General features: G+C 54.0%; 17 protein-coding genes and 1 tRNA gene. 4 read left to right on the top strand and 14 right to left on the bottom strand.

Going from position 1 to position 25,913, the window contains the following annotated elements; all coding sequences use genetic code 11:
• Positions 1 to 35: 35 nt before the first annotated feature.
• The 5 genes from gpmI to B1748_RS30710 all read right to left on the bottom strand — a co-directional run bounded on the left by gpmI (position 36) and on the right by B1748_RS30710 (position 5,971).
• A complete protein-coding gene (gene gpmI, locus B1748_RS30730) occupies positions 36 to 1,574 on the bottom strand; it encodes a 2,3-bisphosphoglycerate-independent phosphoglycerate mutase (RefSeq protein ID WP_087571779.1) in 1,539 nt (512 codons plus the stop codon).
• 1 nt (position 1,575) lies between these two features.
• Positions 1,576 to 2,331 carry a triose-phosphate isomerase gene (gene tpiA / locus B1748_RS30725; RefSeq protein ID WP_087571778.1) on the bottom strand — a complete coding sequence of 252 codons (756 nt, stop codon included), beginning with the start codon at positions 2,329 to 2,331 and terminating at the stop codon, positions 1,576 to 1,578.
• Between the two features lie 12 nt (positions 2,332 to 2,343).
• Complete coding sequence (locus B1748_RS30720) at positions 2,344 to 3,528, bottom strand: phosphoglycerate kinase (protein ID WP_087571777.1); 1,185 nt, start codon at positions 3,526 to 3,528, stop codon at positions 2,344 to 2,346.
• A gap of 296 nt (positions 3,529 to 3,824) precedes the next feature.
• A complete protein-coding gene (gene gap / locus B1748_RS30715) occupies positions 3,825 to 4,835 on the bottom strand; it encodes a type I glyceraldehyde-3-phosphate dehydrogenase (RefSeq protein ID WP_087571776.1) in 1,011 nt (336 codons plus the stop codon).
• Between the two features lie 101 nt (positions 4,836 to 4,936).
• Positions 4,937 to 5,971 carry a sugar-binding transcriptional regulator gene (locus B1748_RS30710; RefSeq protein ID WP_087571775.1) on the bottom strand — a complete coding sequence of 345 codons (1,035 nt, stop codon included), beginning with the start codon at positions 5,969 to 5,971 and terminating at the stop codon, positions 4,937 to 4,939.
• A gap of 316 nt (positions 5,972 to 6,287) precedes the next feature.
• Between B1748_RS30710 and B1748_RS30705 the strand changes: the two genes are divergently transcribed.
• Together B1748_RS30705 and B1748_RS30700 are read left to right on the top strand one after the other, a co-directional pair.
• Positions 6,288 to 6,362: transfer RNA gene (locus B1748_RS30705), tRNA-Arg, on the top strand.
• 193 nt (positions 6,363 to 6,555) lie between these two features.
• Entirely contained in the window at positions 6,556 to 7,197 is a 642-nt protein-coding gene (locus tag B1748_RS30700) for a ThuA domain-containing protein (RefSeq protein WP_256976047.1), read from the top strand.
• A 105-nt stretch (positions 7,198 to 7,302) separates the two neighbouring features.
• On the opposite strand, the gene B1748_RS30695 is transcribed toward B1748_RS30700, so the two are convergent.
• Entirely contained in the window at positions 7,303 to 10,308 is a 3,006-nt protein-coding gene (locus B1748_RS30695; RefSeq protein WP_087571774.1) for a family 78 glycoside hydrolase catalytic domain, read from the bottom strand.
• A gap of 145 nt (positions 10,309 to 10,453) precedes the next feature.
• Between B1748_RS30695 and B1748_RS30690 the strand changes: the two genes are divergently transcribed.
• On the top strand, positions 10,454 to 11,428 hold the full coding sequence (locus tag B1748_RS30690) for a helix-turn-helix domain-containing protein (protein ID WP_087571773.1): 975 nt from the start codon (positions 10,454 to 10,456) through the stop codon (positions 11,426 to 11,428).
• 220 nt (positions 11,429 to 11,648) lie between these two features.
• On the opposite strand, the gene B1748_RS30685 is transcribed toward B1748_RS30690, so the two are convergent.
• From B1748_RS30685 to B1748_RS30660, 6 genes are all read right to left on the bottom strand, one after another.
• Positions 11,649 to 13,376: a type 2 periplasmic-binding domain-containing protein gene (locus tag B1748_RS30685; RefSeq protein ID WP_087571772.1), complete on the bottom strand. Its 1,728-nt coding sequence runs from the start codon at positions 13,374 to 13,376 to the stop codon at positions 11,649 to 11,651.
• A 65-nt stretch (positions 13,377 to 13,441) separates the two neighbouring features.
• Positions 13,442 to 14,320: a carbohydrate ABC transporter permease gene (locus B1748_RS30680; protein WP_087571771.1), complete on the bottom strand. Its 879-nt coding sequence runs from the start codon at positions 14,318 to 14,320 to the stop codon at positions 13,442 to 13,444.
• A 16-nt stretch (positions 14,321 to 14,336) separates the two neighbouring features.
• The gene (locus tag B1748_RS30675; protein WP_179215904.1) at positions 14,337 to 15,242 is read right to left on the bottom strand and encodes an ABC transporter permease; all 906 of its coding nucleotides are present in this window, start codon (positions 15,240 to 15,242) and stop codon (positions 14,337 to 14,339) included.
• A 198-nt stretch (positions 15,243 to 15,440) separates the two neighbouring features.
• A complete protein-coding gene (locus tag B1748_RS30670; RefSeq protein WP_179215903.1) occupies positions 15,441 to 17,063 on the bottom strand; it encodes a response regulator in 1,623 nt (540 codons plus the stop codon).
• Between the two features lie 11 nt (positions 17,064 to 17,074).
• Positions 17,075 to 18,820, bottom strand: a complete 1,746-nt coding sequence (locus B1748_RS30665; protein WP_087571768.1) for a sensor histidine kinase — start codon at positions 18,818 to 18,820, stop codon at positions 17,075 to 17,077.
• Between the two features lie 138 nt (positions 18,821 to 18,958).
• Positions 18,959 to 21,592: a glucosidase family protein gene (locus B1748_RS30660; RefSeq protein WP_087571767.1), complete on the bottom strand. Its 2,634-nt coding sequence runs from the start codon at positions 21,590 to 21,592 to the stop codon at positions 18,959 to 18,961.
• A 520-nt stretch (positions 21,593 to 22,112) separates the two neighbouring features.
• Here B1748_RS30660 and clpP point away from each other — a divergent pair.
• Positions 22,113 to 22,694 (top strand): ATP-dependent Clp endopeptidase proteolytic subunit ClpP, encoded by a 582-nt coding sequence (gene clpP / locus B1748_RS30655; protein ID WP_087571766.1) that lies wholly within the window; start codon positions 22,113 to 22,115, stop codon positions 22,692 to 22,694.
• A 123-nt stretch (positions 22,695 to 22,817) separates the two neighbouring features.
• Here clpP and B1748_RS30650 read toward each other — a convergent pair whose 3' ends face one another.
• Both B1748_RS30650 and bglB read right to left on the bottom strand, forming a co-directional pair.
• Positions 22,818 to 24,668, bottom strand: a complete 1,851-nt coding sequence (locus tag B1748_RS30650; RefSeq protein WP_087571765.1) for a hypothetical protein — start codon at positions 24,666 to 24,668, stop codon at positions 22,818 to 22,820.
• Positions 24,665 to 25,768, bottom strand: coding sequence for a beta-galactosidase BglB (gene bglB, locus B1748_RS30645; protein WP_256976045.1), 1,104 nt, complete (start codon positions 25,766 to 25,768; stop codon positions 24,665 to 24,667). Before bglB ends, B1748_RS30650 begins: the two co-directional genes overlap by 4 nt.
• Positions 25,769 to 25,913: the final 145 nt, after the last annotated feature.

The following is a 25,913-nucleotide window of genomic DNA, read 5'->3' as shown; positions in this document are numbered from 1 at the left end:
GAAGGACTTCGATAGATGTTTTTCTCATTCTACTATTACTTGTTCAGCAAAGTCGAGCCGGTCATCTCTTCCGGTTTGTTAAGTCTCAGCAAATCCAGCATCGTAGGAGCAATGTCGGCCAAAATGCCGCCCTCCCGAAGCGTCTCGCCTTGACGGGTCACGATCAGCGGAACCGGATTCGTCGTATGCGCCGTATGCGGACGGCCATTCTCGTCGAATACCATATCCGCATTGCCGTGGTCCGCCGTAATGATGCAGACGCCGCCTTTGGCGAGCACCGCTTCCACCACCTGGCCCAGACACTCGTCCGTCGCTTCGACCGCCTTGATCGTCGGCTCCAGCATGCCGGAGTGGCCAACCATGTCGGGGTTCGCGAAGTTCAGGATGATCGCGTCGTGTTTATCCGCCGCAATCTCGCGCACCGTGGAAGCCGCCAGCTCGTAAGCGCTCATCTCCGGCTGCAGATCGTAAGTGGCAACCTTCGGCGAGTTGATCAGCACGCGCGTTTCGCCCGGAAGCTCCTTGTCGCGGCCGCCGCTGAAGAAAAACGTGACGTGCGGGTACTTCTCCGTCTCCGCCGTGCGAAGCTGCGTCTTGCCGTTCTGCGCCAGCACTTCGCCCAGCGTGTTGTCGAGATTTTTCGGCGAGTAAGCGACGTAGCCGCCAACCGTCTCGCTAAAGAGCGTCAGGCAGACGAAGTGCAAACCTACCGGATGATTGAATCCACGGTCGAAGCCTTGGAAATCTTCATTCATGAATACTTGCGACAGCTGAATGGCGCGGTCCGGACGGAAGTTGAAGAACACGACGGAATCCTCGGATTCTACAAGCCCGACCGGCTTCCCGTCAGCGCCCGTAATGACCGTCGGCATCACGAATTCGTCGAACACGGATTTCTCGTACGATTCCACGACCGCCGTCAATGGATCCGCATATTGCGGTCCATCGCCGTATACCATCGCGCGATAGGACTTCTCCGTACGCTCCCAGCGTTTGTCGCGGTCCATGGCATAGTAGCGGCCTTGCACCGTCGCGATGCGGCCTACGCCGATCTCGTCGATTTTGGCTAGCAGTTGCTCTACGTAACCTTTCGCGCTGTCAGGCGATACGTCGCGACCGTCGAGGAAAGCATGGATGTAGACGTCCTCCAGCTCTTCCTTCTTTGCCAGCTCCAGCAGCGCAAACAGATGCGCGATATGGCTATGCACGCCGCCGTCGGACAGCAAGCCGTACAGGTGAAGCTTCTTGCCCCGGGATTTGGCGTGTCTAACCGCGCCGAGCAGCGTCTCGTTGTCGAAGAACTCGCCTTCGCGGATCGACTTGCTGATGCGGGTCAAATCCTGGTACACGATCCGGCCTGCGCCGATGTTCAGATGGCCGACCTCGGAGTTGCCCATCTGTCCTTCCGGCAGGCCTACCGCCTCGCCGGAAGCTGTAAGCGTCGTATGCGGATATTGCGACCAGTACCGGTCGTAATTCGGCTTGTTCGCTTGCGCGACCGCGTTGCCTACCACATCGTCGCGAAGTCCGAAGCCGTCCAGAATTATTAGCGCTACAGGTTTGCGGGAGGCCATCTTACTTGGCCCCCTCGATCAGAGCGATGTAGGATGCAGGCTCCAGGCTTGCTCCTCCTACCAACGCGCCGTCGATGTCCGCTTGGCCCAGGTATTCGGATACGTTGTTCGGCTTCACGCTGCCGCCGTACTGGATACGGACCTTCGCCGCTACCGCCTCGTCGTACAGCCCCGCGATAACGCTGCGGATGTAGCCGATCACGTCCTGAGCGTCTTCCGAAGTGGAAGATTTGCCCGTGCCGACCGCCCAGATCGGCTCGTAAGCAACGACAACTTCAGCCGCTTGCTCGGCGGACAGACCTTGGAACGCGCCTTCCGTTTGCACTTTGCAAACTTCTTTCGTCGCGCCGGCTTCGCGCTCTTCGAGCTTCTCGCCTACGCATACGATTGGAGTCAGGCCGTGTTTAAATGCCGCTGCTGTCTTTTTGTTGACGATTTCGTCCGTTTCGCCGAAGTAGGCGCGACGCTCGGAGTGACCGATAATAACATATTTCACGCCAAGATCCTTTAGCATAAGACCGCTGATCTCGCCCGTGAAAGCGCCGTTGTCTTCGAAGTGAACGTTTTGTGCGCCGATTGCGATTGTCGTGCCTTTCGCCGCTTCAACAAGCGCGGGAAGCGCCGTAAACGGAGCGCAAATGACGCTTTCCACGCCCGCTACTTCCGCTTTGCCTTTCACTTCTGCAAAAAAAGCCGTCGCCTCGGAGACGGTTTTAAACATTTTCCAGTTGCCTGCAATAATCGGTGTTCTGCTCATCGCATATACCCCCTATTTGTCGTTAAGTGCCACTACGCCCGGAAGAACCTTGCCTTCCATAAATTCCAGGGAAGCGCCGCCGCCCGTGGAGATAAAGTCCATACGATCCGCCAAACCGAACTTCTCGGCTGCCGCAGCGGAGTCGCCGCCGCCGATTACCGTGTAAGCGGATGTTTCGGCCGTTGCTTGCGCAACCGCGATTGTACCGTGTGCGAACGGTTCGATCTCGAATACGCCCATCGGTCCGTTCCATACGACCAGCTTGGAATTTTTGATCACGTCCGCATACAGCTCGCGGGTTTTCGGCCCGATGTCGATGCCTTCCCACTCGGCAGGGATGCCGTCTACGTCCACGATTCGCGTGTTCGCGTTTGCGCTGAAATCGTCCGTTACGACGATATCGACAGGAATGTAGAAGTTTTTGCCCAGCTTCTTCGCTTTCTCGATGAATTCGAGCGCCAGGTCCAGCTTGCTGTTGTCCACGAGGGACTTGCCGATTTCATGGCCTTGCGCTTTGAAGAAGGTGTAGGACAAGCCGCCGCCGATGATGATGTTGTCGGCGATTTCGATCATTTTGTCGATGACCGCGATTTTGTCCTTTACTTTGGAGCCGCCGACGATAGCCGTGAACGGACGCTCAGGGTTGTTAAGCGCTTTGCCCAATACTTCAAGCTCGCGCTCCATCAGCAGACCGGATACGGCCGGCAAAATGTGCGCGATGCCTTCTGTGGAAGCATGCGCGCGGTGAGCGGCGCCGAACGCGTCGTTTACGAACAGGTCCGCCAGCTTGGCGAATGCTTGCGCCAGCTCCGGATCGTTTTTCTCTTCGCCCGGGTAGAAACGCACGTTCTCGAGCAGCAAAACGTCGCCGTTGTTCAAAGCCGCCACTTGCGCTTCGACCGCTGCGCCGATGGCTTCGTTCGCTTTCGTTACGGGCTTGCCGAGCAGCTCGGAGAGACGAGCGGCGGATGCCGTATGGCGAAGCTCTTCTACGACTTGTCCGTTAGGACGGCCAAGGTGGCTCGCCAAAATGACTTTCGCGCCTTTTTCGATCAGGAAGTTGATCGTCGGCAGCGTTTCGCGGATCCGTTTGTCATCCGTAATTTTGCCGTCTTCGAGCGGCACGTTAAAGTCCACGCGCACGAATACGCGTTTCCCTGCCAGTTCTGCTACGTCGCGAATGCTTTTTTTGTTCATGGTACGTTCCTCCACGTCTTCGAATTTTTAAGATTGAAGATAGAATAGCAGACTCATAGTGCGTGTTCAAAAAGTTCGGTTATCAGCACCGAGAAGATTGGAGGCAGGTAGAAACTGAGGAGCGGAGCGTAGTGGAAGCTACGTGAGCACCGGAAGGTTCGCCTGCATTCAATATTCGATGTCGACTATGCCTCTTGGCATACTTCGTGATGGGAAGCGGACTTTTTGAACAACCTCTCATAGATAAAGAGCGGAAACAAGTTTCCGCTCTATTAGCATTACGCTGTCAGGCAATATTATTGGGACAGTTTGGCGAAGTGCTCAAGCGTGCGAACCAATTGAGCCGTATAGGACATTTCGTTGTCGTACCAAGCTACCGTTTTTACCAGCTGTTGGTCGCCTACTGTCAGAACTTTCGTTTGAGTTGCGTCGAACAGGGAGCCGTAAGTGATGCCGATAACGTCGGAGGATACGATTTCGTCTTCCGTGTAACCGAAAGTTTGCGGGTCGGAAGCTTCTTTCATAGCCGCGTTCACTTGCTCTGCCGTTACTTTCTCGTTAAGAACGACAACCAGCTCAGTCAGGGAGCCAGTAGGCGTAGGTACGCGTTGAGCCGCGCCGTCAAGCTTGCCTTGCAGCTCAGGGATAACCAGGCCGATTGCTTTCGCGGCGCCCGTCGTGTTAGGGATGATGTTTTCGGCCGCAGCGCGAGCACGACGGAAGTCGCCTTTCGGATGCGGAGCGTCCAGCGTGTTTTGGTCGCCTGTGTAGGCGTGGATCGTCGTCATCAGACCTTGTACGATGCCGAATTTGTCTTGCAGCGTTTTGGCCATAGGAGCCAGGCAGTTCGTTGTGCAAGATGCGCCGGAGATAACCGTTTCGGAGCCGTCGAGGATATCATGGTTAACGTTGTAAACGATCGTTTTCATGTCGCCCGTAGCCGGAGCGGAGATAACCACTCGCTTAGCGCCGCCTTTAAGGTGCTTTTCGGCAGCTTCTTTCGTCGTGAAGAAGCCCGTGCACTCCAGAACGATGTCTACGCCCAGGTCGCCCCAAGGAAGCTCTTCCGGGTTGCGGTTAGCGATAACCTTAACTTCTTTGCCGTTCACTTTAAAGAAGCCGTCATGAACTTCAACGTCGCCGTCGAAGCGGCCTTGCGTTGTATCATATTTCAGAAGGTGCGCCAGCATTTTCGCATCCGTCAAGTCGTTGATCGCAACAACTTCGATTCCTTCCACGTTCTGAATACGGCGGAAAGCCAAGCGTCCAATACGTCCAAATCCGTTAATACCTACTTTAACTGTCATGAGTATTAGCCTCCTAAGCATTTTAAATGCAAATATATTTCAAGACGTTCCGCATTTCGCGCCGACTGGGCCAGCGCCTTCGCTTCGCGTCATGATGCCTGCTATGATTCCTGCCCGATCAAGTCTGCAATCTCCAGCGCCGCCGCTTCGTCCGTCACCAACACATCGTTGTGCCCGAACCGCATGACCGCCGCGATCGCTTCGCCCTTGTCCTTGCCGCCAGCTACGGCTATAACAACTTCAGTCTTCACAATATCGTCGAGCCGTAACCCGATTGTCTGCATTTTGTGCACGACGGCCCCGCTACGGTCGAAATAATAACCGAACGCTTCCGCCAGCGCGCCTTCCTCCGCAATCTCGTCGACCATGGCCTGCTCCAGCTTCCTTCGCCTCGCCATCACCATCGCGTCGCCGATGCCGTGAACGACGATTCTCGCGCTCCGGATCACTTCGACAAGCTCCTGGATGTTGGGCTCCTGCATTAATGAAGCGAAAGCTTCTTCGCCCAGATGGTCCGGCACGTGCAGCAGTCTGTATTGACCGCCCGTCCGCTTGGCCATTGTAGAAGCGATTGTGTTGGCCTGATAATCGTGGCTCTCGCCAAGCCCGCCCCTTGCCGGAACGAACCTTACCGACTTTAGCGCCGTCGAGGTCGCAAGCTGGTTCGCCACCTGCGCGATTGTCGTACCGCCCGTGACAGCGACGACATCCGTTGGCTTAAGCGCTTCGCGAAGCACCTGCCCCGCCGCCTTGCCAAGTTCACGCTTCGCTTGCATCGAGTTTTCCGAATCGCCCGGAACAACGATCACCTGCGATAATCCGAAATACGACTTGATTCGCTCCTCGAGCTCCGACAGACCGAACATCGAGTTGTACAGGGGCTCCAGCCGCTCCAGCAGCGTTCTGCCTTCTTCGCTGATCGACATCCCCGCCGTCCCGATCTCCAGCAGTCCTTGCTCCTTGAGGAAGTCCGTCTCCGCCCGCAGCACGCGCTCCGTCATCGACAGCTCGCCCGCGAGCGTCCGCCTGCCGACCGTGCCTGCAAGCATGACGTGATTCAGAATGGAATACCGTGTCCTCATCGCAACCAGAAGTTCCGGTACAAGCTGCTGCTGCATTTCAATGAGCTGACGCATCTCTAGCCTTCACTCCATCTGATTCGAATTATTGCCAGAGACCGCCACGAACCGTTGGACGCATTACGTCCCACTAACTCATTTTAAGTCCCACCTTTATTTTAACCAATTCATTTCCCGTCTGCAAGTATGAAAAGTCGGATGAAAGCGATTGCCGTCACATCTTACACAAATTTAATTTTCGAATTGCTCTTGCTTTCGATACGTCAATGTCATATAATCATTTTTGCTACTGTTTTTCATACTTCACCTTTATTTCTCCGACTGAAACGCGCCGGGTTCCCCCAAGGACGATGGAAGCAGTTTCAAATGACATGCGCCCGTGGTCCAATGGATATGACGTAGGCCTCCGGAGCCTGAGATCTAGGTTCGATTCCTAGCGGGCGCGCCACTTAAACTTAAGAGACAAGCCGTTCAGCTTCTGCTGGACGGCTTTTTTGTTGTTCAGGGTGTTGTTTAGGCGTTGTTCAGGCAAGGATGCCCCTCCGTACATTCGTTGAACGGCCAAAGAAAAACGCTTACAATTGGATGGACAGCCCTGCGCCTGCCGAACAGGGCGATTCTAACGGAGGGGATGTGTACAGATGAACACGATCAAAGCGCTTGCGTTGGGACATTACGAGGATGCCAAATACCATCCTTTTCAAGGCGTCGATAAAGAATTGGAGCTCATATTCAAGGAGCGGATCGATGTCGCCTGCACCGATCGTTACGATAAACTCGAGACGTCGGAGCTCGCAAAGTACCGGCTATTCATTTCCTATGCGGAATTTATGGAGGAGCAGCCGCTACCCGCCACGCAGGTCGCAGCGCTGCTAAGCTACGTAGCGAACGGAGGCGGACTTCTCGCTATCCATAACGGCATCTCCCTGCAGCGGAACGACGAACTGGCCTGTATGCTCGGAGGCAGATTCACGAGCCACCCTCCGCTCACGACTCTCCCGATCACGCCGACCGACAACGATCACCCGATCCTGCGCGGGCTGGATTCCTTTGCCATCGACGACGAGCCTTACCGGTTCGATATGAATCCGCTTATGACGACGACCGTCCTTGCCGAGTATGAGCATGAGGGGCGGCGATGGCCCGCTGCATGGGCGCATTCCTACGGTCTAGGGAGAGTCGTCTATCTCATGCCTGGGCACGGACTCTCCTCCTTCCGCGTCGAAGCTTACCGCCGCTTTATTCTAAACGCGGGGCTGTGGGCGGCAGGACAGGAAGTGTAATTTTTTTCATAGCTGCGTTCCAGTCAATGCGAGGAAGCCATGGGCTCTTATTGCTTATATTCGAAAAGAAGCCCGGTCAGACAAAATGCCTGACCGGGCTTCCGGTTACATTTGCAACGACTTCATACGTTTTGTCGACACTTCGCAGGCTGCCGGCACTCTGATGTCGAGCTCGACGCCGTCCGGCGCCACGATCTCGAGCGTCGATATCCCGCCCTCGCTCGCCGTCCACGCCACCTCCACCTTGCCTCCATCCGGCAGCGGCACGGCTCCGCGCGCCCAATCCAGATCCCCCGTCTGAGGTTCGATGACGACCTTTGTCCAGCCCGGAGCGGCGGCGCGCACGCCTAGCACGTAAGCTCCCAGGAAGTAACCCGGGGCGGCCGACCATGCATGGCAGTGGCTGCGCGTCAAATCGTTTTCGTTTGCCCGGTTCATCGTCGTATGCCCGTACATCTCCCAGCATGTCGTTGCTCCGTTGTCGATCATGAAGCCATAGTTGTACCGCATATCTTCAAGCATGCGGGTTACGTTGCCTTCTTCCTTCATAAGCGCTTCATAATAGAAGAAAGACATGAACGGGCTTCCGATCTCCACGAAGCCGTCCGGCGTATCCGCCAGGTAACCGGTCAGTCGCCCTTTGCGCTCTCCCTCGGCCACGCCGGATAACAGCGCCATCACCTGCGTCTGCATGCTGAATATATCGGAGCGCCTTCCGTCCACATGGATGCAGTCCAGATAAGCTCCGCGCTCCGCGCTCCACAGATGGCCATTGATAGCTTCAGCCAGCTTCGCGGCTGTCTCCTCGCACCAGCGCCCGTCCTCTTTCGCGCCTCCCGCCCAAGCAACCAGGCCGGCTGTTTGCCTGAGCACTTGCGCGAACAACAAGTTCTGATGCGTGACGACGCCATCGTTCGGCTGATCGATCGGCGCCCAGTCGAGCAGGTTCCATCCTTTGATCTCGAGCAGCCCCTCTCCGTTCAGCCGCTCCGCGTAATGGCGAAGCGTGAACAAGATGTGCGGAAGCATCTCTGCGCCGAACTTCCGGTCGCCGGCATGCTCCGCATATTCCACGCAAGCAGCTGCCCAGAAGAAGGTCCAGTTCGGAATGACGCTGGTCCATCCGCTCGGCACCTGATCCACGTACAGCGGCGTCTGGAAGGCGGATCCCGGCACCAGCCGCAGACAACGTTCCGCAAGCTCTGTACCCCCGAACAAATAATAACCCACCAGCGCTTCGTTGCGGCTGTCGCCTACCCAAAACGTCTGCTCGTAGGCAGGGCAGTCGACAAACGTGTCCTCCATGCACAGCTTAGTCGTATGTCTGGCCATTTCCCAGATCTCGTTAAGTTTGGCATCCGAGCTCTGGAATGCGCCGATCTGCGGCGCCGGAAAGTTGCTTTGCAGCACGCGGACGTCATGGATGCGCACCGGCTTCGTCGCGCCGCGTACCGTTACGATCAGGTAACGGAAGCCCCGGCGGATAGGCGAGGTATACCGCTGGCAGCCTTCGCCGGTTATATATCGCAGCGTATGATCTAATCCGTAGGTGTGTTGAACGTAATCTCCTTTGCGATACTCCACGCCGTACCAATCGATCGTCACGCCAGGCTCAGCCTCCAGCTCGAACTCCAGGTATCCGCTCCATTCTTTGCCGAAGTCCAGCGTAAACTCCGTATCGCCATCGGCGAATACCGGCACGATTCCCGGATCCGCCGAAGATACGGCGGCTTGGGCGAGCGATAGCGGCACGGCATAAGGCTCCGACACCCGCTTCGCGAATTGAGGGGCGAAGGCGTCCTCGTCATTAGCGTATAAGTAAGGGATGGGCTTGGCGGGGAATCCGCGGCCGGCCAACTCCTCCAATGCAGCGCATTCCGCGACAGCCTCCGAGAGGGCCGAACTTGCCGCCTTCCACTCGGAGAACAACTCCGACTGGTCCTCGAAGTCGACGATCGTGAAGGCTCCAAGCGAACTAATGGATGCGAACTGCGATGCTGCTTCCTCCCGCCATGTCGATGCAGTCACATCCTTAAGAGGTTCTCCCGTCGCGATCAGACCATCGCGGGCGGCAAGCGGCTGCAGCCACTCGATTGGTTTGTCGCAATCGATGCCGATACGCTGCATGCCGCCGTGATCCGGACCGAACGCCGTGTACAGAAGGAGATGATCGCCCGCGGGCAGCGTCGTTCGGAAGTGTCTTAGCGGCGGAGCGAGCTCCGGCTCGAGGATTTCGTTGCCTATTCGCAGAGTGCCGCGGACCTCGTTGCCGATGTCGAAACCGCCGACGTTCAGCATGATGCGAACCTCTGCTTCTTCCTGCAGCCGCAGCGTCGTGGCGAATGCTCCTGCATAACACAGCGGATTGGCATTCTCCTGACCTTGCGGCTTCATTAGCGCATAATTATCGATGAAAGCCGTCAACCGGTAAGGCTGCACCCTGTTCAGCGACAACACGCTGACAGGCAGGACGGGCTCCTCCGTCAGGAAAGGAATATCGCGAGGCTGCGGCGAAGTCCAAGGCTCCATGCCGACCTCTCCGATGACGTCGGCCTTCACCCATGCGCGATCATCGTAATCATTGCTGCTCCAGTTCGCATCGTATTGACGGGCATCGATACGCTCCGCGAACGCTTGCTGACACGACATGCGCGAGATGCCCCGTCCATGGCCGCCATGCCTTGACGTACGCCATTCTCCATCAGTTGCGGCTAGCGTCTGCGGCTCCCCGCTTTTAGGAGAAACGGACAGCTCCGCCAACAAACCGCCTCTGCCGCGCAAATAATAAAAGTTGCTGATACCGAAGTGCATCACCTGGACGGCAATCGTATTCCGTTCCCCTTTGCGGAGCAAATGCCCTACCTCATAAGCATCGTAAAAAATAGTAGACGGGTAATATCGCGCCGGACCTCGTCCGATGCGCTTCCCGTTTACGTAGATTTCGTACCGCGAATCCGCGGTGATCCATAATGTTGCTTTCGCGTCCGGGGACAGCCCGACAGGGTAATCGAAGGAATGGCGGAACCATCTCCATTCGTTGCGGGGACTCTCCTCCACGCCACCCCAGATCCACTTCGCCTTCCATGCCCCTTCTTTGAGCACTCCAGTCATGTTGCGTCCTCCCTCTCATCTATTCCACGAATGACATCGCTTAGTTTCCATTGTAGAATGGGTACAAAGGCATTTTTATACCCTATTCGGACATGACTAGCCGTCAAACGGACATATCGAATGAAGCTTTGGAGGTCTCGGACGTATGACTTCGCAACGAACCATTCAACATTATATGGAGCATCATTTCTTTGGTCGGCATCCCGACATCTATGTGCAGGAAGCCGTAGAAAACCTGTGGCTGTCCGAGCACGATCACGACTTCGTCGAGCTGGTCCTCGTCACCGGGGGAAGAGGTACGCATTACGTGGACGGCGTCCCGCTGCAAGCGGAGCGAGGCGATCTGTTCGCGATACCTGTAGGTATCAGCCATATTTTCCGCCCTTCGGCGAGCAGCCTCCGCTCCTCGCGGAGTTCTTATGGCGAGAGGTTGGAGGTGCTGAACTGCCTGATCAGTAAGGCTGCGCTGTCCAGACTGTCCGCTTTTCTTGGCGACGACGGGATAGCGGAATTCCTGGGATGGCTTGCCGGGAACAGCTATCATGACCATGGCCAAGACCATGACGCCAAAAGACGGAGCTGGCTGCGTGTCCGGGACGACTCCGACGAGCTTCGCGGCCTTTTCACCCGCCTTCATGCCGAATACATGGGCCCCGCAGAGCCCTTGTCGCTATGGAGCGGCGTACTAAGTCTGCTCGCCGCCGTCTACCGCCATGCCCACCTTCTTGAGGACTGCGAAGTCGCGGCGTCATCTGCCGAGGCTGCCACCTTTGCGAGAAGCCGTCCTTCTGCCGGCGCACCCGTGCGCAAGGCGCTCGCCTATATGCGGGCGCACTACGCGGAGCCGTTGACGGCCGCCGTCGTCGCTCGTGCGGCAGGCATCGGCGAGCGGCAGCTGTCGCGCTTGTTCGCCGCGGAGACAGGCCGTCCGTTCCGCCGGCATCTGGAGGCCATGCGCATCGACGCCTGCTGCCGCTACCTTCGCGAGGGCAGCGTGGCGATCATGGACCTGCCTCCCTTGGTCGGCTACGAGCAGTGGAAGTCGCTGAGCCGCGTCTTCCGCCAAGCCATGGGCTTGTCGCTCGGCGAATACCGCAAGCAGGCGATGCGCAACGAATAATGCGCCCTCAAGACGGTGATTGCAAATGCGATCGATACGCATAAAACCGCCAGTCCATCCCGGAATCGGGTTGTACTGGCGGTTTTTGCCGTTATAGCTCGTTATAAACTTCGATCTCTCCCAGCTGAAGAACATAATGCCCGTTATTGTCCGGGCGCAGCCCCGATGCGGATATTCGGATTTTATTCGCTTGGAGAAACTCCGCATCTGAATCATAAACTTATTCCAAATCAGGAACCGTTTTCAAATTGTTCGTTCTTTCTTCCGAAATCTCTTCGTACCCCAGTTTTACTTCCGTTTCCTGCCACTTCGCGATAATGTCCCGGATTTCATCCTCGGATTTCGCAAGCACGCCGGACACGACCATGTCTTTCCAGCGGGTCGCGTAACCTGCGCCCTTCTTCAGTTCGATCGGTCCCGGGAGGACGTACGGGGCTTTATCGGTTATATAGCTATAGACCGGTTCGCCTTCGACATAACCCATATTTTTTAACGTTTCTACGACGTCCGGCCTTTCGTCATACGCGGTCGGAGCATAGTATTTGACCTGAAGATCAAAGTTAGGAGAAGGGCTGTAATAATAGATCCCTTCCGGAATTTTCGCGACCAGGCTTCCGTTGAACTTTTCGATGCTGGCCTGGGTATCTACGATTTTATTGTTCGCATCGTACTCCCAATCCTTTCCTTCTTCTCCGAAGGTGGTCAACTTCCAGCCCTCTTCTCCCATCGTGTATTCCATAAACTTGATAAAGGCATTCAGATCTTCATCGCTGATGCTCTTTTTAATAATCCAGTACGAGTTGACTCCCAACAGGGCTTTCTTAATAAACGTCGGGTCAAGCGATGGGTTCGTTTTACTGCTGAACACAGTCGTTCCGACGAACAAACCGTCCGGATCCACGCTCGCCAAACTATCGTTGACCGTCATGACGTGCGTGCCCCATGTTCCGAACAATCCCACTCGGCCGCTGGACGCCTTCTCGATATATTGTCCGTACTTCATCGTCAAGCTTTCCTTGTCGATCAAGCCCTCTTTGAAAAGCGAGTTGTAATAGGCAAGAAACTCGAACAGATTATCCGAAAAAACCATGTCATGCCGTTTGACTTTACCGTCTGTTTTATCCGTAAACCAATCGTTCAGACCAACCGTAATGTTGCCGGAGCCCGCATACGAGTATTCCGGATTATCGAACATGTACTTATTGTTCCAGAACATCTCTCCGAAGTCGATCGAAGGAATGACCTTCTGCCCGTCGGGCAGCTTGATGTTATCCCTGAACGCGATCAACGTATCCCGCAATTCGTCCGTTGTCTTAGGTACGGGCAGGCCAAGCTCGTCGAGCCAATCTTTCCGAATGAGCGGCGCGGTAGCCGGCTTGGTCCCCTTCGGCGATTCATATCCCTGGGGCACGCGGAACAGCTTCCCGGTCTCCACATCTTTGTTTAACGGCAGCAGTTGGCTAACCTGGGCTTTATACGTCGGCATCCGGTCCAGGATCTCGTTCCAGTCCAACAGAATGTCGTTTCGTCCTAACGCATCGATCGTTTGCGCCGCCAGCGTGGAGCTTGTCGTCATTAAGATGTCCGGCATGTCAGCCGCTTTCGTGGCCGCCCACAACTGAAGCTTCTTGTCCGCTTCGTCGGAGCTTCCTACTTTGAATACGTTTAGATTCACTTTGAAGCCCAGTTCTTTCGCAAGCACGGGTCCGATTCTGTCCTTCGATTCTTCGACGGTCGGCCATCCCCAGTTGAACATGGAAACGGTAAGCTCCGACGGAAGCGCTTCCTCCGGGGGCGCGGCCGAAGCGGTCGCCTGTTGTCCGGACGAAGACGCCTCGGGGCTGGACGCTTTGGGCGCATCGTTCGTTTTGGCGCAGCCGGCCAGAACGCTGGAAGTCGCCAACGCCAGCGTAGCCAGCGAAACCAACATTTTCTTTTTCATCGTCATGCTAACCTCTCCCTTTTGATTTCATTATATATAAATACCGTTAGGTACTCATATCGCCTGTCCGATTAACCTTTGACCGAACCTAACATCATGCCTTTGACGAAGTACTTCTGTAGAAAAGGATAGACGACGATAACCGGAACCGTCGTGATGACCAGCATGGCCATTTTGACCGACTCTGCCGTCACGGTCGCTTTGAAGCCCGCATCCATCTTGGAAATAGACGCGATGTTGGACGCTTCGTTGGTTTGAATGATTTTCAGCAGCACGTTCTGGGCGGTCCAAAGGTCTTCGCTAGTCATATAGGTAAATCCGGAAAACCAATCGTTCCAGTGGAATACCCCGATAAACAGCGCAACCGTCGCCAGCACCGGCGTGCTCAACGGAACGACGATTCGCCAGAAAAGGGAAAAATCGCTCGCTCCGTCGATAACCGCGGATTCTTCCAATGCGGCCGGAAGTTCGTTCAAGAAGGTTCGCAAAATCAAAATATGAAAGGTCGCGAGCAAATGGGGCAACACGTAAACCATAACGTTGTTGACCAAACCCAGCATATCCATAACGACGTAAGTCGGGATAAGACCGCCGGAGAAATACATCGGAATCAACATCCACCAAGTCAGGAATTTGCGGAATACGAAGTGCTTCTTCGTTAGGGCAAAAGCGAACATCGCGGTAAGGAGCAAATGCAGGACGGACCCGACGATGACCCGGAACAACGTAATTTGGTAGGCGTTCAACAGCTCCGACGTTTGGAAAATCGCTTTATAATTTTCGAAGGAGAAAGACCTTACCCACAGATAGAGCCCTCCGCGCTGCGCGTCCAGCGGATCGTTAAGGGAAACGATCAAGACGTAGTAGAACGGATAAATGCAGGCCAGCGTGAAGAGCAGCATGACCAGGCCGTTGACCACGGCGAACAGGTCTGGTTTTCGTTTGTTCATAGCCTTGCCTCCGTAATCATAGGATGGAATCGCTTTTGGCGGCTTTCGCCAAATAATTGCACACGATGAACAAGACCAGGCCGATAAAGGCTTGGAAGATGCCCATGGCCGTTCCGATCGAATACCCCATTAAGCCCATATCCTTCAAGTAACGAAGAACGAGCGTATCCAGAATTTCGGCCTGCTGCTGAACGGTTACGTTCGACATCGTCCACATTTGATCCTGACCCGCCCTCAACAGGTTCGAAGCATTGAGAATGAACATGAGCACGATCGTGTTTTTGATGCCGGGAAGAGAGATGTGCCAGATTTGCCTGAACCGGTTGGCTCCGTCCATCTTGGCCGCCTCGTACTGCTGGACGTCGATCGCGGACAGAGACGCGATAAAGATAATCGCGCTAAACCCCATGTTTTTCCATGCCTCGGTAAATAAAATGATCGGATAAAAAGCGTCTTTATCGGCCATGAAATGAAATGGCTCTTTCAGGATTCCAAGGGAGACGAGCAGGTCGTTCACCACTCCGCCGTCGATGGACAAGAGCTTGTACCAGATTCCCGCCGCGATGACCCAAGAGACGAAATACGGCAAATAGGAGGTCGTCTGAACGAATTTCCGGAACCATCCCGTACTAATTTCATTGATCAGGAGAGCAAAAACGACCGTCGCCGGGAAGAGCAGGATTAATTTCAAAGCGCTGATCAGGATCGTGTTCCGAAGCGCGTTATTAAAATCGGGCATATCGAATAACGTTTTGAAATTATCGAATCCGACGAAGTCGCTTCGAAATACGCCTTTGAAGACGTCGAAGTCCTGGAACGAAATGACGATGCCGTACATCGGAAAATAGGAAAACACGAGAAAAAACAGAAATCCGGGCAACGCGAACGCGATCAACCATTTTTGACGATAAAGCTTGTTCATACCTTTCACCTGCTTACTTAAAGAATAGTTCAACCAAAATGTAAGCGCTTTCTCAATGAACTGAGAAGAATCCGCCGTTCCTCGCATCGCCTTGGCTCTTCTAAAGCGATACTTGTGACGGACTCGACTTCTCGCCGATTGCGCCTTGCTTATACTTCTACTTTAACGCATCGGACAACCGCTTATCTTGCACGAATCTTACGCGTTTTTTGGACTTTTTTTACTCTTGTTCCGCCATTCGCTCGGCGTCGTTCCCGTCGTTTTTTTGAACACCCGATTGAAATACTGTTGGTCGGAAAATCCGAGTCCGTGGGCGATGTCCGCGATTTCCAGCGCCCCGTTCCCGAGCAGTTCTTTCGCCTTATCGATCTTGAGCCCGGTCACGTATTTGACGAAGCTCTGACTCGTGGCGGCTTTAAAGACGCGCGAAAGGTACGAAGGATTAATGGCGAATTTATCGGATACCGTCTGCAGGTTGATCTCTTCCTCGATATTTCTGGACACGTAACCGATGATTTGATCGATGACCGACGAATGGAGAGCGGCATTCCGAAGGGCGCCTCCTTCCGATCCCGGAGCGGAACGAAACAATCTTTCGATCATCGTCTCGATCGACTTTACGATCGCTTCGCGATCCTCGAGCTCGTCCAGAGCTCTTCCCGATAGAACGTCCGGATCGATCCGATCGACGAAATCGTAGCCGTTTTTCAAACAGAACCGGATGACCAGGTTAACGTACTCGTTAAACAGGTAGTCGATCGAAATCTCTTCCCGGCATTCGGCTAGCGAACGTACGAATACATCCTCCGCGGTATGGCGGAGAAGGTCGATCGCTTTCGCAAGACTTTTGTTTTCCAGACTTTGTTCGGCCAGCTTGAATTTAAGCGCGAGCGATTGCGAAGCGCTATTGCTGCGAGCCTCGTTCGCGGCATACGGGAAGATGCGGTCCGTTCCGAAACAAAAGCGGTTTTTCAGCGCCATGGCGGCTTGTCGGTAAGCCGTCCTCGGATCGCCGCAAGGTCGGCTTATGCCTATCGTAACCGCCAAGCCGTGCCGGTCGCCGAGCGACGCGCGAAGCCGATGCGCTTCCTTGGACGCCGCGTCGGCGAGCTGATTTTCGTCCTCGCCGCCGAATATCAGAATGAACGTATCCTTGCCGAAGTAATTTTCCATCATCCAGCCGTGTCCCGTTTCATCGTCGAATCGATTGCGCAATTCCAGGTAAACTTCGCCATCGACCGGTCGTTCTCCGGCATGGAGCTTAACCGAGGCAATGAGATAGGAGCCATGCCCCAAAATGGCGAATTCCCGTACCGCATCTTTTTTCTCGCCCTCATCGTCCCGTCTGTCGGTCAACAGATGATAGATTTCCTTTTCCATCGCCATGCGGCGATTTTCCCGGCTGACCGTTTCGATCCGAATGCTCTCTTCTTTCGCCTGACCGGCTGCCGCGATCGCGTCCCGCATCGCCTCCACCACGGAAATGAGGTCTTGGGCCTTGACCGGCTTGAGCACGTAATCTGTCACCCCGTGCTTCATCGCTTTGACGGCGTAGTCGAAATCGGCATAACCGCTGGTCACGATAAACCGGATGTCCGGATATTCTTCCTTTACGGCCTCGATCAATTCCAACCCGTTCATGACGGGCATCCGGATATCGGTCAGGATCAGGTCCGGAATTACGCCGCCTTTGATCAAATCCAGCGCTTCCCTGCCGTTGCCCGCCGTTAAAACGCTTTCGAACGAAACGGAGCTGCCGTGCAAAAAATAAACGATTTTGTCCTTGCTCAATTCTTCATCGTCTACAACCATGACCTTCATCTGGATGCACCTCATTTCATTTTGCGACCGGTAATGACGACCTTTGTCCCGCTCCCCTTGGCGCTTTCGATCGAGATTCCGTAATCGCCACCGAATAAGAGCTTGTACCGCATGTTCACGTTTTTCAGTCCCACGCCCCCGCGAGTCTCGGAATGAGACAAAAAGGCTTCTCCATCGATATCTTGCATGATCTTGCGAAGCTTGGACTCCTCGATTCCGATTCCGTTGTCCGACACTTCCAGAACGATCGTATCCTCCGTTTCGAAGGCTTTGATCTCAATGACGCAGGCCATCGACATTTCGTTAAACGCATGTTTGATCGCGTTCTCCACGACGGGTTGAAGCGTGAACCGAATCGTCCGGTAGCCCGACATTCCTTCGTCGATCTCATAGATCACGCTTAAACGGCTGCCGTAACGAATTTGGATAATTTCAAGATAGTTTTTGACGTGTTGGATTTCGGTTCCGATTTCCACAACGTTATTGCTGGCGATGTTCATATTGTAGCGGTAAAAATCGGCCAGCTTTTCCACCATTCCGTTGATTCGCACGTAATCCCGTTTAATGGCCAGCGAGCTGATCGCGTCGAGCGTGTTGTACAGGAAATGCGGGTTGATCTGGTCCTGCAAACTTTTGATCTCGGCCTCGTTGCGCAACACTTGGTTCTCGAGCACGTTCTTGATCATCGCATTAAAGCTTCGGCTTAGATCGCCGATCTCGTCGTTCCGGTTAATGTCGCTTCGGATCTGGTAGTTCGATTTCTCTATGTTTTTCATCGTCTTGGACAACCTTTTGAGATCCCGCGTGCTCCTCGTCACGAATAGATGAACGGCGAGAATCAGGATGGCCATCACGATGATTCCCGTCAGCATGATGATGATTTTCGAATCGTTGATTTGTTTGTCGATCTTGTTTTGGTTAATCAAAGAAACGACGTACCAGCCCGTCGTCGCGGAATTTTTAACGTTGGCGTAATAGCTTGACCCATGGAGATGAAGCGTGTCGAATTCGGCTAACCGGCCGATGTCCTTGTTGCTGAATTCGTCGTAAGCCGAGACTTCGGAATTCAGGCTGAAAATGACCTTCCCGTCCTCCGTCGTAATCAAAATATCGTCGAATGCCTGGTTGTTGACCCCGTTGAGAAATTGCGAGAACAGGTCTTTGTCGGCGCTCAGCACCATGAAGTCTTTTTCCCCGGGCAGGTTGCCCCATAACTTGATGGCCTGGGAGAATAACGTATTGTTGTCCTTGCCCGGCAACAGGGAGAATCCCGGCAGCAGTACCATCGATTGCTCGGAATCGGTGATCTCGCGGTACATGTTCGTATTCAGGGCATTGCGAATATACTTGAAATCCTCGCCGTCGTTTAAATCCGTCGTCAGAATTTCCTGCCTGTCGAAGAGGATGACCGATAACGATTTGTAGCCTTTGAAAAAAATCAGCGATCGGATGTTATCGTAAAAACGATTGTAAGCCGTATACCCCTCGAAGGTTCCGACGAATTTCTTGTCCGCGATCACGGGGAGGTTCGCGTCCTCGGAGAGGATCATCAGCACCTTCTGCATATCGTCGACGTAGCGGTCGATGCTGTTGCTGATCTGCGCGTTCAGGCTCGTAACGTACTGATTGATGTTTTCCTTCGCGTACTTTTCCATGAAATGCGATAATAGAGCGCTTAAAACGGTAATAAACACGATGCCGATGATCGTGTTGAACAGGATAAATTTATTGCGTAAGCCAAAAAAGAGGAGTTTCATCCTCTTTTTAATCGTGTCGACGCTATTCGCTTTTATACGATAACCTCCCGGAAAACAAAACGTACATCTCTTCTTGCATGCTCAGAGAGACGTAAGCAGCGTCCCTTTTCTGTCATTATATCATCGTTTTTGCCATCGTTAATCGAATCGCAGCACAATTTCGGCATTTCCGTCGAATCGTTCGATCAATACGGTTTGCCCTGTAGGGCAGTAAGTTCCGCCTACGATCCGAGAGGGAATCGCGCCTTCCGGATGCGGGAGCCGGATGCTCACGGTGTTCGGTTTTCGGTCCGACCGGCAGACGACTTTCGCCACGATCTCATGTTGCTCCAAATTCGATTCGACGCTCAGCGTGACGGCTCCGAAATAAGTCGCGATTCCGTCCAACTCGATGATATTGCCATGCTCCAGCCATTTGCTCGGAATTCCCGGCAACAAGTTCAACCGATCCTCCCCTTCTTCCATGTAAAGCATCCAACGGGTCTGCATGAGGAACCAGCCTTCCTCGTGCGTCTTATGCGGGCTGGCGTGCCAGAAGTGCTCCCAGAACGTATACGTCTCCCGGTCGGCCAATCCGGAGAAGCCGTTATAGTAGGCTTTCAGGAACGCTTTAACCTCGCCGCGTTTCAGATGCACCCACGGATGAATGCTGTAGTAAGGCTGGCTTAAAGCGACGTTGCGCGTACACATCAATTCCTGATGGTAATTCAACATGAATTCCGCCGCGGCTTCGTCCGGAGCAACGACCTCTTGAAAGACGAGATATAGCGGGCCGAGAAGAGAATCCCGAGTGGCGACCGAACCGTGCGTCAGCCATTTGCCGCCTTCTCCGTTAATGGAAAGCGGTCCTCTGTGTTCTACCCAAGGAGGAACGGTCGGCACCCAGCTTCCGTCGGCCAGAGGGACGACCGGGGAGTTCCCCATCGCGACGAACAAAGCTTGCCGGATATCCTCTTTCATGGCCTGCGCCTCTTCTTCGATTCGCGCGGAACGGTCGGGATCGATGTTCGCGAGCATCTCCGACAGCCGGCTCATCCCCATATACGCATACCCGTTTAACATGAAGGAGCGGAACGGGTCCTCCGGATCCGCCGTTTTCCCTTCCAGCATGCCGTATCCTTTGCCCCGAAGTTCCTCCGTTTTATTGCGTTCTCTCCACTTCGCCAAATAATCGAACGCCTTTAGCAGACGATCCTTAATCTCAAGAAGCCAAGCTTCGTCCCGGGTATAACGGTAGTGCTCTCCGAGGCTCCATAACACGGCTCCCGTTTCCAGCATATATCCGCCGTAGTTTTGCATCAGGCCGTCCTCGTGCTGCTTATCCAAGAAAAACCGCAGCGCCCTCTCCGCAACGCCGTTCCAACCCATGGACTCCATGAATTGGATAATCGGCGAGCTCTCCGAGCCGATCGCCGTATACACGCCGATCGTCGGAACGATCGTCCCGCCGGGCTCCAGGCCGTAAGAGACGAGATCGAGATGGAGCAATCCGGCCTTGACCATCTCTTCGATCCGCGGCTCGGGAAGCTTGATCGTCGCCGCTCGGGAAAGCTTCTCCAGCCAGAAAGCGCGACACTCCGTCCATCTCTCTTCGAAAGATTGCCGCCGCAACCTTTCGGCGCGTTCCTCGGAGATCGGGCGGTGGGGCAAGTAGAATTCGAAAGCGATCGACTCTCCCGGAGCCAGGAGAACGGCCGTCTCTTCCGTTCCAAGCGGTTGTCCTCCCAGCTTGGATACGCAGCAAACCCGATTCTCCGAGTAACGGACGAACCCGTTGCCTCCGTCGAACTCGTATTGCTTGTCGTCGTTTAAGACGAAAGCGTTGGGAACGACGTTCTTGAACCAGGCGTATCTGGGCACTCGGGCTTTATTCGTGGCCACCGCCCGGAAGTAAAGCACCGTCTCCTCTGCCTGGTTCATCTCCTCCGGAAGGAGCCGTTCCCGCAGCGACGTCTGCTCTTCCGTCAGCATATGAAAGTGGCCGAAGCCGTCGGCGGCCAAATAATGGGTGCCCCTTAACGTATCGGCCTTCAAAGGGCTGCTTTCGTAAGAAACGAAGGATACCGTGTCGTAGACAACGTCGTTATCCACGATCGAGGCGTGCAGAATGGGGAGCGATCCGTCCTCGAGCCTGCGGGAGACGCCGTCCACGCAGCCGACGCCTCGGCCAAGCATATATCGATAGCAGACGGGCTTGTCCTCGTTTTCCGGCAGCTTCGCTTCGAAGCCGTGAAATCTCGGCTGCACCCAATCCCACAGCCTTTCCTCTCCGCCGACTCCGCGAAACCCGACGCCGAAAATCCGCATATCGCGCGACAACCCGAGCCAGGTCTGCGAAGCGAGCTCCCGGGTATGTTCGGCGGCGTTCTCGAAGGTTTCTTCCGGTTCTTCCTCGATCCGTTGCAGCTCGGTAATCAGGTTCAACGCCTTGACGTCGAGCTCGATTTGCCCGTATGTCCGATCGTCTTCGACTTGCGTAACGGCGACTCCGTAAGCGGGGATGTAGATCGGATAAACCTTGTTGACATCCCTTAGGAAAAAACTGAACGGATGCTTAGGCGTATCGATCTTCACCAGAATCCCCTGCGAGCCGGTTTCGTCTTCCGTTTCAATGGTTACTTCCAGCCGCGCCGGACCGCCGTCCGTGGAGAAGATAGCCTCTTCGGCCTTGCCGCTCCCCCGTACGATTGCCGTAACGACCGTGCCGACGGTCGCCGTAACAGCCCCCTCGATCGGCGCTTTCTTCCATTCTATCGCGAATTTCGCATTCATCTTTTCCAGTCCCCTTTATGAGGTTGTTCAAAAAGTACGCTTCCCATTACGAAGTAATCCTTGTAGCTGACTCGACGTCGAATATTGAATTCAGCCGAACCTTCCGGTGCTCACGTAGCCTCCACTACGCTCCGCTCCTCAGGTTCTAGCTTCATCCAATCTTCTCGGTACTGAGAACCGAACTTTTTGAACTCGCATTTTATGCTATAATCCCAAGGATGAACGGTTGGTTGCGCCTGTTGATCCACATCTGAAAGCGCTAACACCAATATCTCTACTATAGGCCGCGAAGGACGTATCGGATAGTACAAATCTTATCATTTCTTTTGGACTTTTTTGACCTGCATGCCCAGATCAATCGGCCGTTCGGGCGAAGCATTTTTCCATTTTGACCTTCTTTGACTTTTTGAAAACAATCCGTTATGATAGGAATACGAAATTTCTACTTATCGTTTCTTGATGAGTTTATGCTTACGAAGATGCGTTTGCTGCGCAAACACTTAAGGAGGATTGGTTAAAAATGAATTTTGTGCCTATGGTAATTGAGCAAAGCAACAGAGGGGAACGCTCGTACGACATCTACTCCCGCCTGCTGAAGGACCGCATTATCTTCCTTGGCTCCGGCGTGAATGACGTAGTCGCCAACTCCATCATCGCGCAAATGCTGTTCCTTGCCGCGGAAGATCCGGAGAAGGACATTTCCCTTTACATTAACAGCCCTGGCGGTTCCATTACAGCTGGCATGGCTATTTACGATACGATGCAATATATTAAGCCGGACGTGTCCACGATCTGCGTCGGCATGGCCGCTTCCATGGGCGCCTTCCTGTTGACTGCCGGCGCGAAGGGCAAACGTTACGCGCTGCCGAACAGCGAAGTCATGATCCACCAGCCGCTGGGCGGAGCCGAAGGCCAAGCGAGCGATATCGAGATCCGCGCCCGCCGCATTCTAAAGATGCGCGATAAGCTTAACAACATTCTGGCGGAACGTTCCGGCCAGCCGCTTAGCCGCATCGAACAGGATACCGACCGCGACTACTTCATGAGCGCTGCCGAAGCGCAAGCATACGGACTCGTCGATAAGGTTATCGAGAGGATCTAATATGCAATAAGCGCAAACAAGAGAAGCAACGATACTATTCGTCTGCTTCTCTTTTTCTTTCTCTATAACGACACTATTTTATAGTCCTGCAAACGCCGGAGCCATCATACTATACTGCCTATCTTATCTGCCACAAAGCTCATGCGGATCGACCAGAAGCTCCGTCATTAGCTCGCCACGATGCATCAACGCGATCCTTCGCTTTTCCAAATATGCTATTTCTCGGGGCACCTCGCCGTCACAGAACACGTCGTCCGCAACGGAAACATCCTGCAGCCACTTTCGCGCGTCATCGTCGCCGCGCACATCGTCGATTACATAGACAAGCCAACCGGCTTCAAGCTGAGGATGCTGAACGAGATCCAGCTTGTCGCCATACAATTGTTGTCTTAACTTTAGCACGGTCTCTCCTGCTTCATCCACCTCATGTATAATCTCAATGTCAACCTTGGAACGAGTAATCCGCTCATGCGAAATCCCGCGAAGAGAAGCAAACAAGACTTGCGCATTGCGATAATGGAGGACGATCCAGCGTCTTCCTTCGGCATCCCGTTCCTCGCTGACCTCTCCCGCAAAACGATGCACGATCCACTCGTCGGCAATTTCCGCGGCGCGATTATTGACGCCAAGCATGCCGCGATACATAATCAAGGCTCGCTCCTTCTGGGTGCAGCGCATCTGGATATTGGGATACCAGCTTTCTCTAAACAGGGCAGGACTTAAGTATGTTTCCTTTGCAAACGCCGGATGTGTACGATGCTTATCTCCATCGTCTACAAACCAACGGGGGTACGCAAGCTGCTCGCCCTCTATCAGGTATGCGGCGGGGAACGTCTGCCAGGCAAGCCCCCAGGTCGGCCATTGATAGGAGCCGGGAATAACTGGAAAACGATTCAAGCTGCCCAGCCGCGCCTGTTTGCCAATCCAGGAATAAGCAAAGCTATCGTCGAAGACGCGCTCCGTTCGCTCCCGAGGCACCGCCGCGCCGTCTGTCTCCGACAATGCTCCGCCGTTGTCCGGCTCCGCCGCCGCTGCCGCTTCAATACGCTCTTCGCTTAACCATACCGACATCACATCCGACATACATTCCGTCGCATTCGACATGCTGTCCAGCGCAAGAACAAGGTTGGACACATCTTTGCGCGTACCGGCAATCCATTGCAGCAGACCGTCGTTTTTGTCTATTCCCTTAAAATTATAGGTTCGAATCGCCGGTACAAAGGCATAGCCGCCATGAAAGCGAACATACTCAAGCAGTTCCTCGATAATGGCATCCAGCCTGACGGCTAATTCGTGATGCTCCGAACGAAGCGCAGCGATCGCGATATTCAATGCATTGATGCAAATCCGGATGTATCCGGAACTGATATTTTCACCCCAACCCCAGCCGCGTCTCGCCGTATAGTCCAGCCATCTTTCAAAAAATTGAACGCCCAGCTCATAATGTTCCCGATGATTGGTAAGACGCGACAAAGCAAGCAGCAATGCTCCATCGCTTAATATTTTGTTCGGGTAATACAGCTTGGCCTCCCCGATTTCGCGGGCAAACCATATTCTGCCGAGCTCCATCATTTCATCCAGTATCGGCAGATGTTCTCCCGGAATTTGTTCATGCAGCTTGAGACGAAGCACGACAAGCGATGTTAGCGTAAAAAAAGCCGCATTCGAGTCATGCATCTCGCTCTCTTCCCTGTACCAGAAGAAACAGCCGTAATACGGACTGGACTGATCTGTAATTTGCAGCTTCTGTACCGCTTCCAGCATATCCAGACCTTCATCCTTATCCAGTAAGCCAAGCGCCGTTCCCATCATATAATAAGCGGTTGTCGTCCGCCCGTCATGCGCCTCCGCCGCCTTCGAGGCGTCCCTGGTGTGGCCGGGCCTGCCCAAATTATTCAGCCCGTCGTCAAACACGCTGTTCTCGCGTACCTTCTGAAAACAAACCTCCCATAGCTGCCTCGTAAACTCCTTCATGCAAGCGCCTCCTGTTCCTCCCGATGTCTGGCCCCTTCCACCAGCATCAACATAACCATCGATTGGCCATATGGCATCGGACATTGTTCGATATCCTTGTAAAACTGCAAGTCGCGGCCCATTCCCGTACCATAGGATACGCCATGCACCAATCCTGCATCATCAATTTGCCGAAGCACCGCATGGTAAGCCTTCCACCCTGTATCCAAATAAGAACGGTCCAGATACCCGCATCTCACTGCTTTGAGAATCCCGTAAGCAAAGGCCGCTGTCGCCGAAGTTTCCTTGTAAGAGGAAGGATCCATCAGTAAGGTATGCCACATGCCATCCTCCGCCTGTACCTCTTGTAGCTTGGCAACCTGCCTTTCCAGCGAAGACAGCAGGAATAACCTCACTCCTTCCGGCAAAGGCGCCATGTCCAAATAATCGACCAGTCCCGCCGTATACCAGGAGTTCCCTCTAGCCCACAACGCCTGAGCAAAATGATGACTTCCATCAAAGGTCCATCCATGATAAAACAGCCCCGTTGCCGGATCGGTCAAATACTTCAGATGCACCAAAAACTGCCGGACGCTTTCATCCAAATAACGGCTTTCCTTCAGCAACACGCCGGCCCTGGTCAGAAATAAAACCGTCATATAAAGCGTGTCGTCCCAAAGCTGTCCTTCATTAAGCCCACCGGACACCACATGCTGGAAGCCGCCTTCTCCCGCGCGCGGCAGCTCGTTCATCACGTAATCCGCCCATTCCCGGCAGAGCGCCAGATAGCTTTCCTTGCCGATTTCCTCATACAAATACGTTAAAGTGAGCATCGGGCAAACAGTGTTTACATTTTTATATGGAATATTGCCGCTCTCCAATTTCTCATCAAACCATCTGCACATATAGTCCAAAATTTCCGGCCGTCCCGTCTCCTTGTAATAAGAATAAAGGGCAAACAATGCCACGCCCTGCGGCCATTCCCAATTGTCCATCGAAATAATGCCGATCGGCGCCGTTTCCGCCATGCCGCCTTTCATCTCCTGAAGTTGCCGCAGCAGCTTGTGAACCAAATTGTCTGTGTTGCTTGCGCTTAATCCAGCCTTACCGTTTATTTGCACATTGGACTCCTCCCGACTATCAAAATCACCCCCAATATACCACCTGGACCAACACCGTTTATATAAACAATAATTTCGGTTAAACATCCGGAGAAACGGATCCATCGCACACTCCTTTGCTTCATCCAGGACTATACAAAATTTT

Source organism: Paenibacillus sp. MY03, from assembly GCF_002165585.1.
Lineage (GTDB): Bacteria > Bacillota > Bacilli > Paenibacillales > Paenibacillaceae > Pristimantibacillus > Pristimantibacillus agaridevorans.
Note: the sequence above shows the minus strand (reverse complement) of the source record. Positions and strands in the feature narration are given on the sequence as shown.

Bases quoted from the DNA above. Each gene is read 5' to 3' on its own strand.
- gpmI (WP_087571779.1), bottom strand. From the start codon at position 1,574: ATGGCCTCCCGCAAACCTGTAGCGCTAATAATTCTGGACGGCTTCGGA.
- tpiA (WP_087571778.1), bottom strand. From the start codon at position 2,331: ATGAGCAGAACACCGATTATTGCAGGCAACTGGAAAATGTTTAAAACC.
- B1748_RS30720 (WP_087571777.1), bottom strand. From the start codon at position 3,528: ATGAACAAAAAAAGCATTCGCGACGTAGCAGAACTGGCAGGGAAACGC.
- gap (WP_087571776.1), bottom strand. From the start codon at position 4,835: ATGACAGTTAAAGTAGGTATTAACGGATTTGGACGTATTGGACGCTTG.
- B1748_RS30710 (WP_087571775.1), bottom strand. From the start codon at position 5,971: ATGCGTCAGCTCATTGAAATGCAGCAGCAGCTTGTACCGGAACTTCTG.
- B1748_RS30700 (WP_256976047.1), top strand. From the start codon at position 6,556: ATGAACACGATCAAAGCGCTTGCGTTGGGACATTACGAGGATGCCAAA.
- B1748_RS30695 (WP_087571774.1), bottom strand. From the start codon at position 10,308: ATGACTGGAGTGCTCAAAGAAGGGGCATGGAAGGCGAAGTGGATCTGG.
- B1748_RS30690 (WP_087571773.1), top strand. From the start codon at position 10,454: ATGACTTCGCAACGAACCATTCAACATTATATGGAGCATCATTTCTTT.
- B1748_RS30685 (WP_087571772.1), bottom strand. From the start codon at position 13,376: ATGACGATGAAAAAGAAAATGTTGGTTTCGCTGGCTACGCTGGCGTTG.
- B1748_RS30680 (WP_087571771.1), bottom strand. From the start codon at position 14,320: ATGAACAAACGAAAACCAGACCTGTTCGCCGTGGTCAACGGCCTGGTC.
- B1748_RS30675 (WP_179215904.1), bottom strand. From the start codon at position 15,242: ATGAACAAGCTTTATCGTCAAAAATGGTTGATCGCGTTCGCGTTGCCC.
- B1748_RS30670 (WP_179215903.1), bottom strand. From the start codon at position 17,063: ATGAAGGTCATGGTTGTAGACGATGAAGAATTGAGCAAGGACAAAATC.
- B1748_RS30665 (WP_087571768.1), bottom strand. From the start codon at position 18,820: ATGAAACTCCTCTTTTTTGGCTTACGCAATAAATTTATCCTGTTCAAC.
- B1748_RS30660 (WP_087571767.1), bottom strand. From the start codon at position 21,592: ATGAATGCGAAATTCGCGATAGAATGGAAGAAAGCGCCGATCGAGGGG.
- clpP (WP_087571766.1), top strand. From the start codon at position 22,113: ATGAATTTTGTGCCTATGGTAATTGAGCAAAGCAACAGAGGGGAACGC.
- B1748_RS30650 (WP_087571765.1), bottom strand. From the start codon at position 24,668: ATGAAGGAGTTTACGAGGCAGCTATGGGAGGTTTGTTTTCAGAAGGTA.